The organism is Pantoea brenneri (assembly GCF_038594305.1).
Lineage (GTDB): Bacteria > Pseudomonadota > Gammaproteobacteria > Enterobacterales > Enterobacteriaceae > Pantoea > Pantoea brenneri.
Window position 1 is genome coordinate 1,215,885 of sequence record NZ_JBCGBG010000001.1, and the last position, 13,257, is coordinate 1,229,141.

The 13,257-nt window shown below is 58.1% G+C and carries 13 protein-coding genes; 1 reads left to right on the forward strand and 12 read right to left on the reverse strand.

Translation table 11 applies throughout. The features are described 5' to 3' along the window. Positions 1-95 precede the first annotated feature (95 nt). Genes AABB92_RS05645 through AABB92_RS05660 form a run of 4 tightly spaced genes read right to left on the reverse strand, consistent with a single transcriptional unit; the run spans position 96 to position 3,590 of the window. The gene (locus AABB92_RS05645) at positions 96-938 is read right to left on the reverse strand and encodes a class II fructose-bisphosphate aldolase (RefSeq protein WP_031377539.1); all 843 of its coding nucleotides are present in this window, start codon (positions 936-938) and stop codon (positions 96-98) included. Next, complete coding sequence (locus AABB92_RS05650; RefSeq protein WP_031377538.1) at positions 925-2,292, reverse strand: PTS sugar transporter subunit IIC; 1,368 nt, start codon at positions 2,290-2,292, stop codon at positions 925-927. The genes AABB92_RS05645 and AABB92_RS05650 overlap by 14 nt, the downstream gene beginning before the upstream one ends. Continuing rightward, a complete protein-coding gene (locus AABB92_RS05655) occupies positions 2,285-2,599 on the reverse strand; it encodes a PTS sugar transporter subunit IIB (protein ID WP_031377537.1) in 315 nt (104 codons plus the stop codon). The genes AABB92_RS05650 and AABB92_RS05655 overlap by 8 nt, the downstream gene beginning before the upstream one ends. Before the next feature lie 10 nt (positions 2,600-2,609). Then, entirely contained in the window at positions 2,610-3,590 is a 981-nt protein-coding gene (locus AABB92_RS05660) for a 6-phosphofructokinase (RefSeq protein ID WP_069728280.1), read from the reverse strand. 458 nt (positions 3,591-4,048) lie between these two features. On the opposite strand from AABB92_RS05660, the gene dld reads away from it, so the two are divergent. Further along, the gene (gene dld / locus AABB92_RS05665) at positions 4,049-5,746 is read left to right on the forward strand and encodes a D-lactate dehydrogenase (protein WP_046288329.1); all 1,698 of its coding nucleotides are present in this window, start codon (positions 4,049-4,051) and stop codon (positions 5,744-5,746) included. A 44-nt stretch (positions 5,747-5,790) separates the two neighbouring features. Here the strand turns inward: dld and AABB92_RS05670 are convergent, their stop codons facing one another. The 8 genes from AABB92_RS05670 to AABB92_RS05705 form a co-directional block, all read right to left on the reverse strand. Further along, positions 5,791-6,375, reverse strand: coding sequence for a YceI family protein (locus AABB92_RS05670; RefSeq protein ID WP_031377536.1), 585 nt, complete (start codon positions 6,373-6,375; stop codon positions 5,791-5,793). Between the two features lie 119 nt (positions 6,376-6,494). Beyond that, positions 6,495-8,858: a pyrroloquinoline quinone biosynthesis protein PqqF gene (gene pqqF / locus AABB92_RS05675; protein WP_046288330.1), complete on the reverse strand. Its 2,364-nt coding sequence runs from the start codon at positions 8,856-8,858 to the stop codon at positions 6,495-6,497. Positions 8,859-8,860: 2 nt separating this feature from the next. After that, positions 8,861-10,003, reverse strand: coding sequence for a pyrroloquinoline quinone biosynthesis protein PqqE (pqqE, locus tag AABB92_RS05680; protein ID WP_031377895.1), 1,143 nt, complete (start codon positions 10,001-10,003; stop codon positions 8,861-8,863). Then, a complete protein-coding gene (gene pqqD / locus AABB92_RS05685; RefSeq protein ID WP_031377894.1) occupies positions 9,990-10,268 on the reverse strand; it encodes a pyrroloquinoline quinone biosynthesis peptide chaperone PqqD in 279 nt (92 codons plus the stop codon). Before pqqD ends, pqqE begins: the two co-directional genes overlap by 14 nt. 3 nt (positions 10,269-10,271) lie before the next feature. Further along, a complete protein-coding gene (gene pqqC / locus AABB92_RS05690; RefSeq protein WP_031377893.1) occupies positions 10,272-11,027 on the reverse strand; it encodes a pyrroloquinoline-quinone synthase PqqC in 756 nt (251 codons plus the stop codon). Between the two features lie 3 nt (positions 11,028-11,030). After that, entirely contained in the window at positions 11,031-11,948 is a 918-nt protein-coding gene (gene pqqB, locus AABB92_RS05695) for a pyrroloquinoline quinone biosynthesis protein PqqB (RefSeq protein WP_046288331.1), read from the reverse strand. Between the two features lie 54 nt (positions 11,949-12,002). Continuing rightward, positions 12,003-12,074, reverse strand: a complete 72-nt coding sequence (gene pqqA / locus AABB92_RS05700) for a pyrroloquinoline quinone precursor peptide PqqA (protein ID WP_009090272.1) — start codon at positions 12,072-12,074, stop codon at positions 12,003-12,005. A gap of 146 nt (positions 12,075-12,220) precedes the next feature. Next, positions 12,221-13,237, reverse strand: a complete 1,017-nt coding sequence (locus AABB92_RS05705) for a dipeptidase (protein ID WP_031377892.1) — start codon at positions 13,235-13,237, stop codon at positions 12,221-12,223. Positions 13,238-13,257 lie beyond the last annotated feature (20 nt).

The following is a 13,257-nucleotide window of genomic DNA, read 5'->3' on the forward strand; positions in this document are numbered from 1 at the left end:
CGCCGGGGCACCTCAGGTTAATACTTAATAAAGAACCAGATTCAACAGATCGACTGACCGCTGATTCAGGTCGGCCGCGCCCTCAGACCGGGCGATTAACGGAACAACTGCATCTTCTCAACCAGCACGCTGGTCACCGCATCATTGGCCGGTACCAGAAAATTACGCACGCTGTCGTTGACCTTGCCTTTTTCAAAGCTGGTTTTGCATTGTGCGACCCACTGCACATTCATTTCCGTGCCGACGTTGACCTTTTCAATGCCGCTGCGCACCGCTAAACGCATATCTTCGTCACTGACGCCGGTCCCGCCGTGCAGTACCAGCGGCGTGTGGGTGGCGGCGGTAATGTCCGCCAGCCGCTGATGCTGAATATGCGCTTTACCGGTATACAGGCCATGCACCGTGCCGATCGAAATCGCCAGCATATCGACGCCGGTCTCCTCCACGAAGCGTCTGGCATCCTCTACCGGGGTGAAGGCAATTGCCTCCATTTCGACGCATTTGCCATCTTCTGAACCGCCAATCGCCCCAAGCTCCGCCTCTACCGAGACGTTGTGCGGCCGCGCCATGTCGATGACCCGACGGGTGTTGGCGATATTCTCCTCAATCGGCAGATGCGATCCGTCATACATCACCGAGCTAAAACCGGCGTCGATGGCGGTCTGAATCGCCGCCAGGTCGGAACAGTGATCAAGGTGCAGACAGGTCGGGACGCCGGTGCTTTCTGACAATGATTTAATCGCATCGACCAGCAGTTTATGACCCAGGTATTTCGCCGTACCGGTGGAGATCTGAATCATTAACGGGCTGTTGGTTTTTTCCGCCGCTTTAAAATAGGCCGGCAGCATCTCCAGGCAGTGCAGGTTAAACGAGCCGACCGCTTTAAAATCGCGTTGCTTAGCCAGCTGTAACAGATCGGCGAAATTATAAAGTTTCATGGATTTTTTCCTCTTGTGGCTTAGTGGATTTCCCGTTAACAAACCAGGCGAGTGCAGTAACGAAAGCGATAAACAGGGCGACAAACAGCCAGTTGTTCTGGAAGGCGTGGCCGAGTACCAGACCGGTGCTGATCACGTCGGAATCGCTGAAGGTCACGCCAGTGAAGCCGTAGCTCTCCAGCATCGGAACCAGAATTGCCGGCAGCAGCGTGATGAACAGGCCGTGGACAAAGCCGCCAATCATCGCCCCGCGCCGTCCGCCGATGGCGTTACCAAACACCCCGGCGGTGCCGCCCGCGAAGAAGTTGGTCAGCAGCCCGGGCAGGATCATCGCCAGGCCAAACATCGGGAAGACCAGCATGCCGACGATGGAGCCGAGCGTGGTGGCAAGGAAGCCGACAATCACCGCGTTTGGCGCGTAGGGAAACATCACCGGGCAGTCGAGCGCCGGTTTAGCGTCCGGTACCACCCGCATCGCAATCCCACGGAAAGCCGGCACCAGCTCGTTAAGCAGCAGACGCACCCCGCTGTAGAGCACGAACACCCCGGCGACGAACTGAATCGCCTGCATAAAGGCGTACATCAGGTAGTTCATGCCGTTGCTGTACTGGGCAATAAACGCCGGGCCGGCCGCCAGCGCCGGGATCAGGTACATCGGTACCATCACCAGCGCCATCGACAGATAGGTGTCCTGCAGGAACTTGAAGTTATCCGGCAGCTTCAGGTCTTCGGTTGAGCGCGACCCTTTACCGACCACCTTCGCCACCGCTGCCGTCACCAGATACCCGATGGTGCAGAAGTGGCCCAGCGCGACGTCATCAGAGTCGGTAATCCGCCGCACCACCGGCTGCGCCAGTGCAGGCATCACCACCGCCATGATCCCGCCGAAAATGCCGCCGGTCAGGATCAGCGGCAGACCGCTCAGCCCCGCCTTGTAGCCAATCACCGCACCAATCGTTGCCATCCACAGCAGCGCCTGGCCGGTGAGGAAGATGTACTTAAACGGCGTCAGGCGAGCGATGATGATGTTGACGATAAAAATCACCAGCAGGGTCAACGCCACCTCCGATCCCAGTTCACGATTGGCCAGCCCGGCAATCGCCGCCACATCGGTGATATAGCCCTGCATCCCGAAGCCGTGGGTAAATATGGTGTTAAGGAAGGTCAGCGTGCCGACAATAATATTGATACCGGCCATCATAATTAAAAAGCCCAGCAGGGTTTTAAAGGTGCCTTCCACCACCTTGCCGGCCGATTTTTTCTGCAGCAGCAGACCAATCAGGGCAATAAAGGCGATCAGAATCGACGCCTGCCCTAATAAGTCTTTTACCAGGAAGTCGATCACACTATTCATGGGCAGCGACCTTCATGTTGCGTTCTTTTAAAAAGGCCACGATCTTTTGCTCAATTTCCGCTTTATCGGTAAGCTTGTTGAGAATAATGACCCGTTTAATCTGTTCCGGACTGGCATCGGCATTTAATACATCGGCAAACGCTTTTTGCGTCAGGATCATGTCTGATTTAAACGCGTTGGCTTCAGAAATGGTGGTGTGGTCAATATCCGCGTCAATTTCCAGTTTCTTTAATACCGCTTTTGCGCTCATCTCAATCGCAAAACTGGATCCTAATCCGCAGCCACAGACACATAAAATTTTCAGCATGGTTCTCTCCTCACAGAATTTGCAGTTGTTTAGCGAGCTTGTAATGATGCCCGTCGGTATCGACCAGGCGTTTTTGCATGCTTATTAAATCAATCGGAATCGGTTTATTACTGCCATTAATAATCACCGCTTTATTGCGCATTCCTGACTGAATACAACGCACCACTTCACTGGCCATAATGGTGCCCTGATAAATTTCCTCGCAGGTGGGTTCACCATTACGCAGCCCGTAACCGAGAATGGTTTTGCGGATGCGGACGCCAATTAACGGTTCAAGCTGTTTAATTAAGGTATCGATCGCCCCCTGAAAACCGGGTGAATATTCACGGGTGTAGCCCTCTGAGCAGAGGATCACCACGCTGTTCTGCTGCGCCAGCCGCTGAGTGATGCGTTGTGCCAGCTGCGGCAGTGGGATCTGACACTCCGGGATCAGCGCAAAATCGGCATTGGATTTTAACGCCGACTGCAGGGTTAACTCGCCGCAATAGCCACCGAGCAACTCCAGCATAAAGACCCGTCCGGGTAATGCCCGGCCGGTATTACGCAGCTTCGCCACCTCTTTTAATACCTGCTCGCAGGCGGTGGAAAAACCGAGCGTATAATCACTGCCAAATACATCGTTATCAATCGTCATGCCGACGCCAAAACAATTGACGCCAGATTCCGACAGGGTATGCAGAAATTGCAGCGACCCGTCACCGCCCGCCATGATTAATACTTCAATCCGTGCGCTCTTTAGCTGGCGGGCAATCATTTCATATTCACTGCGCAGCAATTTTTTTTGCGTCCGTCCCGATTGCATCACCGGGATCGGGGCGATAGAAAAGTCGAGCAGATCACGCTGACTAATATCCCGATGGCAATGGTTTAATAAACCGGGTATGCCGCCGTCAAATATCACGATCTCTGCCTGGGTCAGTCGGCCGACCTGAAAAACAAAATTATTAATGCCGCTGACATCGCCACCGCTGATCACTATTCCGATTCGCATTAATTCCCCCCGCTGGCTTAATTGGTGCCGGATTTCATTGTTCCGGGATAAGGCGTTGTTATTTGCAACGGAGATCACAGTTACGAGCGGTATTTTCCAGGTGTGATGATTGACAGCGCTTTATTACTGAGCTTATTTGTGATCGTTATCACAATTAACATCGCTGGCAGGCTCGACGTGAATCCTGATATATCAGCGGGTTAGCTAACGGAGCCGGGGAATATTGTGGTCGGCAATCGATCTGCCGATCGACTGGCGATCTGTCATAACAAATCTGTGATTTTCACCTCATTTTTTACGGTTCGGCGGCTATTTCCGTCGGGTCTACGGGGTGAATAACCGATTAAAAACGCCGCAACCGCCGCTATTTTTGTTATTTCGATGGCGATCAATGATTGACAGTGGAATGTCGCTAGCTGTCCAATGAGGCCCCTTGTTAACCAAAATAATGAGATGAAATGACCTCCTCGCAGCTCATGCTCCGCCAGCTTGGCGAACGGGTCGGTGTGAAAAATCTGCTCACCGAACGGGATGATAAAGCCTGGTACACCAAAGGATTTCGGGTCGGTCGGGGTGAAGCGCTGGCCGTGGTGCTGCCGCAGACGCTGCTGCAGCTGTGGCAGGTCCTGCAAATCTGCTGCGCCAGCAACGCCATTGTGCTGATGCAGGCAGCCAATACCGGAGTGACCGGTGGCTCGACGCCGGATGGCAATGATTACGATCGCGAGGTGGTGATTGTCAGTACCCGTCGGTTGAAAGGCGTACAGGTGATCGACCAGGCGCGTCAGGTGATCGCCTTTCCGGGTGCCACCCTGACCGAGCTGGAGAACATTCTCGCCCCGCTGGGCCGGGAACCCCATTCGGTGATCGGCTCCTCCTGTATCGGCGCATCGGTGATTGGCGGTATCTGTAATAACTCCGGCGGATCGCTGATCCGGCGCGGTCCGGCCTTTACCGAAAAGTCGCTGTTTGCCCGTTTGCATGACGATGGGCGGCTGGAGATGGTGAATCATCTGGGTATCGATCTGGGAGAGAGCCCGGAAGAGATGTTACAGCGGCTGGAGCAACAGAACTACACCACCGGCGACCGGCCTGACTGGGCGGGGAAGATCTGGGCTGACGACTACGCCAGCCAGCTGCGGGACACGGCGGCGGACAGCCCGTCGCGCTTTAATGGCGATCGGCGTTATCTGCATGAAAGCGCTGGCAGCGCCGGTAAGGTGGTGGTGTTTGCGGTGCGTCTGCCGACTTTTGAAGCCAGTCCGCAGACCCGGACCTTCTATATTGGCAGCGACGATGAGCAGCAGCTGGTGGCGCTGCGGCGGGTGCTGCTGGCAGAGATGCAGGCGCTGCCGATTCAGGCTGAATATATCCATCGTAACGCCTTTGATCTCACGGTGCGCTACAGCAAACATATGATGCTGGCGATTGGCAAACTCGGTCCGCAGGCGCTGCCTGGACTGATGGCGAAGAAAGCCCGCTGGGATGTGCGGGTTAGCCATCTGCCGTTTTTACCGCGTAACAGTGTCGATCGACTGCTGCAGTTCTTTAATCAGATCACTCCGCGCGGAGTGGCGCCGCGCATTATGGCCTACCGCGACCGGTTTGAGCATCATCTGATGATCAAAGTGGAAGCACAGCAGACCGCAGAGCTGGAGGGCCTGCTGACCCGCTTCTTCAGTCAGGGTCAGGGCGATTTTTTCCTGTGTAACCAGCGGGAAGCGCGCGATGCGTTTCTGGTGCGCTTCGGCGTTGGCGGCTGCACCATCTCTTACTGTGATTATCTCGGCTACGACCCCGATCAGCGGCTGGTGGCATTTGACGTGGCGTTACGGCGTAACGATCGGGCGTGGCGCATTGAACTGCCGCCCGAGCTGGCGGAACAGGTGCAGGTCGACTCCTGCTGTGGCCATTTTTTCTGTTACGTCAATCATCAGGATTATGTGCTGAAACCGGGCGTGGATGCGAAGGCGTTTAAGCAGGCGGTGATTGCGGTGCTGGAGCAGCGCGGTGCGAAGTATCCGGCGGAACACAATGTCGGCCATCTCTATCGCGCGTCAGACGAACACGCAGCGCACTGGCGGATGCTGGACCCGAGCAACAGTTTTAATCCGGGGATCGGTAAAACCAGTAAGAAGAAATTCTGGGCGCAGTAAGCGATACGCAATAAGGGCGGCGGCCCTTATTGCGTGGCCCGCAGTTATTTAGCGTAGGCTTCAGTCGACAGGGTCAGCGCAACCTCATCACCTACCGCCGGAACATATTTATCCAGCTTAAAGTCGGAGCGCTTGATGGTGCCGGTGGCATCAAAACCAATCGCCTGCTTCTTCACCATCGGATGCTCACCCTGCTTGTTCAGCGTGGCGTGCAGCGTCACCGGTTTGGTGATGCCTTTTAGCGTCAGGTTACCTTCAACGTCAAAACGGTTATCGCCCTTCGCCACCACTTTGGTGCTGTGGAAGGTCGCGGTCGGGTATTTTGCGGTGACGAAATAGTCTGCACCGTTAAATTCTTTGGTCAGCGCCGCAACGTGGCTGTCGATTTTGCTGACCGGCAGCGTTACATCAACACGTGACTGCTCAGGATGATCTTTATCGAACACCAGCGTGCCGCTGGCATCCGGGATATCGGCGGTCGGGTGTGAGAAACCGAAATGATTCCAGCTGACCACCACCGAGGTGTGCTCAGGATTGAGCTGGTAGTGCATCGCTTCTGCCTGAGAGACAGGAACATACAGGCTGGCAACGGCTAACAGGGGCAGCGCAATACGCTTGAGGTTCTTCACGATAAATTCCTTGTACAACTCAAAAATGTAAACTGAGTGTGGTGCAATTCGACCGGAATAAACAGTGAAGAGATTTGTCGGTAATTTTCAAATAAATTCAGCAACCTTGCTGCTGCAACTCAGGTCGCACCACCGGTGGTAAATAATACCCGCCAGCGACGCCGCGCCTGAATCAGGTCGTGGTGCAGTTGCTGCAAGCTGACAACGTCCAGCGCCTCTATCGCCGCCGCATCCGGGTCGGTCAGGCCATTTAACTGGCGTAACCGGGCCAGCGGTGTATCAAGCCGTTCGCGATGCAGACTGGCCTTCAGTGCCACCAGATCGCAGCCTGCCAGCGCCTCATTCAGTGAACGCAGAAAATTACGGCAGTAGCGCAGCAGCGACAGCGCGCTGTAATCGGGCGACTGCAGCACGAACAGCACGCCATCCTGATCGGCGCAGCGCAGATAGCGGCTGCTGACCACATACCCTATCTGCTGTTCTACCCGGTAACGCTGGAAGAAACGCGGCTCATACAGCAGCGCCAGCGCCCGCAGCGCAGCCAGTTGTTGCGCCTGCTGGGGCGAAGCGCGTGACGCCTGGTGCAGCGGAATAAACAGCAGCAAGGCGTTATCGCGGCTGGCGTGCGGTAGCGCGATCATGCCGCTCGGTGCGGTCATCCGCATCGGCGGTGCTGCCGGATTGACCGGCAGCGGCAGCGCGCTCAGTCGGCGGGCAATCAGCGTCTGCAGCGCCGGGCTGCCGCCGGTGAGCAGCGCCCGCCAGCAGGCTGGTGAAAAGGTTGATGTCAGCTGATAAGGCAACTGCTGCAACAGTGCGCGGATGGCAATTGTGTCGGGCGGCGGTAGCGGTTCGTCGTCGACCGGCGGCGTCAGCGCCTGCACCAGCTGATGCAGCGCCCAGTCCGCCACCGCCAGGTCGTGGGGCAGTTGCAGCGTCAGTTGCCACACGCCCTCCACTTCCTGCCATTCGCCCTGGCCACCTGAGTGACGCAAGGCGGCGAACAACGGACGCAGCCGGCGACCATAAGCGTGACCCACGGCCGCGCTGAAGGTTGAAAAAAACTCCGGCCGCAGCAGGAGCGTGGCGGTTTTATTGCTGGCCGGGTCGGCGTCGGGGCCCGCCTCAGCGGTCGGACTGTCAGCCTCGCCGTGGCCGGTCGGTTCCGCAGCAGAATAATGCGGCAACGGCACCGCCTGCGACGGCAGCGGCTGATGGGTCAGCGGTGCCGCCAGCGGATAGAAAGCGAATTCTGCCGCACTGCTGGCGGCAGGCAGCACCGGCTGCCACGGGTGCAATGCCAGACTGAAGCCCTGGGTGTGGCAATTTTCCTCAGCCGCCTGCGGGCTGCACACCAGCGTGGTGCCGGGCGCATCTGCCAGCGTGGCCAGCCATGACGCAAACGCGCCGACCCCGGCTTGCGGGGCAAAGCCAAAGGCGCGCTCACGCAGCTGGTCGAGCGGCGTCAGCGCCGCAAAACGCTGTTGCGCCAGCTGAAGATAATGCTGTTGCTGCGGCTGACGGGTCTGCTTCAGTGCGGCTAACCAGCGCCCGAACAGTGCGTTAACCGCTTCAGGCTGATCGGTGTCGATGCTCAGCGCCAGCCACACCGCATTATCCGCCTGGTAGAGCCACTTCAGGCTCAGCCGATCGGCCAGTCGCTGCTGGCGCAGTGTGGCCAGCAGCGAGCCCGGCGCTTCATCCAGCAGAAATTCGCGCCATAACGTGACGCCGTCACTGCTGTCCAGCAGCCAGCTGCGCCACAGCGCAGCCGGTGTGCTGTTGGCAAGCCGCAATCCGGCACTGACCGACAGCGTGGGCCGCGGCGTCTCCTGCTGCCACTGCCCGTCCGGCAGCGCGGCGGCAAAGGTGCGCGCCAGCTGCTCCAGCTGGTCCAGCGACTGCGGTCCCTGTAGCCAGAGCTGCATATTAGCGGCATAAAAATGGCGCTGATGGAACTGACGCAGCGCCTGTTGCAGCGCGGTCATCTCTTCGCCAAAGCTGGCGCGACTGCCAATCTGAAAGCGCCGAAACGCCGGTGGTGAGGTGGCGGCATGCAGTAGCGCGGCTTCGGTACGGGAGGGTTGATGCTGCTGGATCAGCTGATATTCAGCCTCAATCACCGCGATTTCCTGACGGATTGCCTGATGGTCGAGCAGCGGATGGCACAGCATATCCTGCAGGCGCGCCAGTCCGTCAGCCAGCTGCGGCGGCGCAACCTCAAAAAACCAGGCGCTGCGCCGGGCCAGCGTGGTGGCGTTGACCCGACCACCCTGCGCGGCAATCCAGCTCATCAGTCGCCCGTCGTCCGGCCAGCCAGCGCTGCCGGTGAACAGCAGATGCTCCAGCAGGTGCGCCAGCCCCGGCCAGCGGTCCGGCTCATCATGGCTGCCGGCGCCGACCTGAATTAACGCTGCGGCCTGGCGCGCATCAGGCTGATGCACCAGTTCCACCCGCAAGCCGTTAATCTCCAGGCGGCGCACGGTTACAGGTTCCGGGTCTTGTAGATCAGCTGAGAATTGCTGCGATTGCGGAACTGCAGCTGTCCAATTTTGATGTCGCTGCAATCGGCTTCGCGGCGTGCGGCGAGGATCGTGTCGTGATGCGGCGATTTGCTGCAGACCGGATCGGCGTTGTCGGCATTGCCGGTCAGCATGTAAGCCTGACAGCGACAGCCGCCAAAGTCCTTCTCTTTCTCGTCGCAGGAGCGGCACGGCTCCGGCATCCAGTCGTAACCGCGATAACGGTTAAAACCAAACGAGTGATACCAGATGTCATCCAGCCGCTGATCCAGCACCGATGGAAACTCCACCGGCAGCTGGCGCGCACTGTGGCACGGCAGCGCGGTGCCTTCCGGCGTGACGCTGAGGAAAATCGCGCCCCAGCCGCCCATGCAGCCTTTCGGACGCTCTTCATAATAGTCAGGCGTGACGAACAGCAGGTTGGTCAGGTTACCGCTGGCGCTCATCCGCTCACGGTAACGGCTGACCACCGCTTCGGCGCGGGCAATCTGTTCGCGGGTCGGCAGCAGCCCTTCACGGTTGAGCTGCGCCCAGCCATAAAACTGGCAGGTCGCCAGCTCCACATCATCCGCTTCCAGCTCGATGCAGAGATCGATGATTTTATCGATCTGGTCGATGTTATGGCGGTGCAGCACGAAGTTCAGCACCATCGGATAGCCGTGCGCCTTAACCGCCTTCGCCATTTCCAGCTTCTGCTGGAAGGCTTTTTTCGATCCGGCCAGCGCGGCGTTCAGGGTTTCATCACTGGCCTGAAAACTGATCTGAATATGATCCAGCCCGGCTTCGCTGAACGCATCCAGCTTTTTCTCGGTCAGGCCAATGCCGGAGGTGATCAGATTGGTGTAGAAGCCGAGGTCACGCGCCGCTTTGATCAGCTCCGGCAGATCCTTACGCACCAGCGGCTCACCGCCGGAAAAACCGAGCTGTACGCTGCCCATGGCGCGCGCCTGGCGAAACACCTCGATCCACTGCTCAGTGGTCAGCTCTTTTTCCTGCTGGGCAAAATCGAGCGGATTTGAGCAGTACGGGCACTGCAGCGGGCAGCGATAGGTCAGCTCCGCCAGCAGCCAGAGCGGCGGATTTACGCCAGGTTTACTCGGGGTCACGGAACTGTATCCACTTCTGTTCATAGGCTGATTGCAGGAACTCTTTCACATCGTCGCCGACGCCGCCGGCTTCCGGGAAGCGGCTGTCGAGCGTGGCAATAATGGCGGCGATATCCTGTTTGCCGTCCACCAGCGCAAGGATGGCCGCGGCGGTTTCGTTGAGCTTCGCCATCCCTTCCGGATAGAGCACCACGTGGCTATCCTGCGCGGCTTCCCACTGCATGCGGTAGCCGCGACGGAACGCGGCAATCAAGTTTTCATTCATCTGTTATACCAGTCGGGTGGTGTGCCACGCCGCCTTGTCGGTGACGGTGTGGTAAGGCGGACGCTTAAGCTCATAGGCCATGGTCATCGCGTCGAGCATGCTCCACAAAATATCGAGCTTAAACTGCAAAATTTCCAGCATCCGGTTCTGCTTTTCAGCGGTGGTGCAGAATTCCAGCGCCAGCGCCAGGCCATGTTCCACATCGCGGTTCGCCTGGCTCAGGCGGCTGCGGAAGTAGAAATAGCCCTCTTCTTTGATCCACGGATAGTGCTGTGGCCAGCTGTCGAGGCGCGACTGATGGATCTGCGGCGCAAACAGCTCGGTCAGCGAGCTGCAGGCTGCTTCCTGCCAGTTGGCGCGACGGGCAAAGTTGACGTAGGCGTCAACCGCAAAACGCACGCCTGGCAGCACGTGCCGCTCGGAGATCAGTTCTTCACGCGTTAGCCCGACCGCTTCGCCGAGCTGCAGCCAGGCTTCAATTCCGCCTTCTGCGCCATTGCTGCCGTCGTGATCGAGGATTCGCTGCACCCATTTACGCCGGGTCGCCGGATCGGGACAGTTAGCCATAATGGCAGCATCTTTCAGCGGAATGGTGGTCTGGTAGTAAAAGCGATTCGCCACCCATCCCTGAATCTGCTCGCGCGTCGCCTGACCGTTATGCATCGCGATGTGATACGGATGATGAATATGGTAGTAAGCGCCTTTGTCGCGCAGGGCCTGTTCAAAAGCCTGCGGCGACAGCGTGTCAGTGATCTGCATGATTTAGTCCTGAAGGTGGATCGCCATTCCGTCCCAGCTCACCTCAATCCCTTGCTGCGTCAGGAACTGACGCTGAGGGGACTGCTCGTTGAGAATCGGATTGGTGTTGTTAATGTGAATCAGAATTTTGCGTTTTGCCGGCAGCGAGGCCAGCAGCGCCATCAGCCCCTGCTCTTCGGCCAGCGCCAGGTGACCCATCGCTTTGCCGGTATTTTTACCGACGCCGGTGGTCAGCAGTTCATCATCCTGCCAGACCGTGCCGTCGATCAGCAGGCAGTCGGCTTTTTGCAGCCACGGCAGGATCACCGCATCCGGTTCGCCGAGGCCCGGCGCATACAGCAGCGTCTTGCCGCTGGTGCGATTTTCGATAAACAGCGCCACGTTGTGGCCCGGCAGTGGCCGATCGCGGTAAGGCGAATAGGGCGGCGCGTTGCTGAGAATCGGAATCGCGGTGAACTGCAGATCGCGGCAGACATCGACGCTGAACGGCGTCAGCGGAGCGATCGGCCGGTGCTGCAAACCGCCGTTCCAGTGGGTCAGCATCGGAAAGATCGGGAAGCCGCTGCTGAGGTCGTGATGCACTTCCGGCGTACACCACACCTGATGTGGGCAGCCTTCACGCAGGCTGAGCAGCCCGGTGGTGTGGTCGATCTGGCTGTCGGTCAGAATAATCGCGCCGATCGCCGTGCCGCGCAGCACCCCGTGACGGGTTAATTCAGGCGTATGCAGAATCTGCTGACTGATGTCGGGCGAGGCGTTACATAACACCCAGTCTTCGCCATTATCGCTGAGGATGATCGACGATTGGGTACGTGCACTGGCCTGAATGGTGCCGGTACGCACGCCATGACAGTTAGCGCAGTTACAGTTCCACTGCGGAAATCCGCCACCAGCGGCTGAGCCGAGGACTTTAATAAACATGAAGGAAAACCAGAAGTTGAAACAAAATGCCCGCGCAGATGGCGGGCAGAATTATTAACGGTTGGAGATGTACAGAGTCACTTCCAGGCCGAGACGCAGATCAACGAAAGTTGGCTTTTTCCACATGATTTATTTCCTCTTGAGTAACAGTAAATTAGCGGCCAGAAAATCTGGCGACCGGGTGTGAAACGCGATCCCAGTCACAAATTTGCCGACAGATGTTGCGCCAATGGCGCGTCGAGATCAACCCGAAAGAAGTAAGGAAATTGTTATCACAGACCGGTTTGCGCTAAAACCCGCTGCCAGTTTCCCCACGCCAGCTTCTCTGTCAGTGTTTGATCATAGCCCGCTTCCCGCAAAGCGGCGAGCAGACGCGGTAATCCGCTGACATCGCCCAGCGCCTCCGGCGGGGTTATACCGTCGAAATCGGAGCCAAACGCCACATGGTCGCTGCCCATTATCCTCAACAGATGATCACAATGCTTAACAATTTCTGTCAACGGAGTGTTACTGTCGCGCTGACCATCGGCGCGCAAAAAGGCGTTGCCGAAATTAATCCCGACCAGTCCGCCGCTGTCGCGGATCGCCACCAGTTGGGCATCGGTCAGGTTACGCGGCTGGGGACAGAGCGCATGCGCATTGGAATGGCTGGCGACCAGCGGCGCATCAGAGAGTCGCGCGGTATCCCGGAACGCTTTTTCATTCATGTGCGATACGTCGATCATCATTCGCAGCGCATTAGCCTGCTTAATCAGCGCCTCGCCCGCCGCCGTCAGCCCCGGACCGGTATCGGGCGAGCCGGGAAAGCTGCCGCTGACCCCCTGACCAAACCGGTTAGGCAGATTCCAGAAGGGCCCGATGCTGCGCACCCCGGCCTGCCAGAACGCCTGTAATGCCTCGCCGTCGCCGTCCAGCGCATCGGCGCCCTCGATATGTGCCACCATCGCCAGCACGCTTGCGGCGCGGCAGGCCGCAATCTCGTCATGGCTGCGGCAGATGCGCGCCCGTCCACCTGACGCATCGGCCAACTGCTGCAGAATTTCGAGCTGTTGCCACATAATCTGCAGTGGCTCATATGGCTCCTCGGCGCGTGCCGGAACGGTGCGGGCAATGTACTCCTGTGGGGGCACAAAGATCGCAAACAACCCGCCGCCGAGTCCGCCCTGCTGAATGCGAGGAAAATCGAGGTGGCCTCGTTCAATACCCTGATAAAACGCCTGCGCGGGCGCATCGCGATGATGCAGCCACAGATTAAGCAGCAGATCGTTGTGACCATCAAAAATCAACATAAGCGTCCACCCGAATAAAC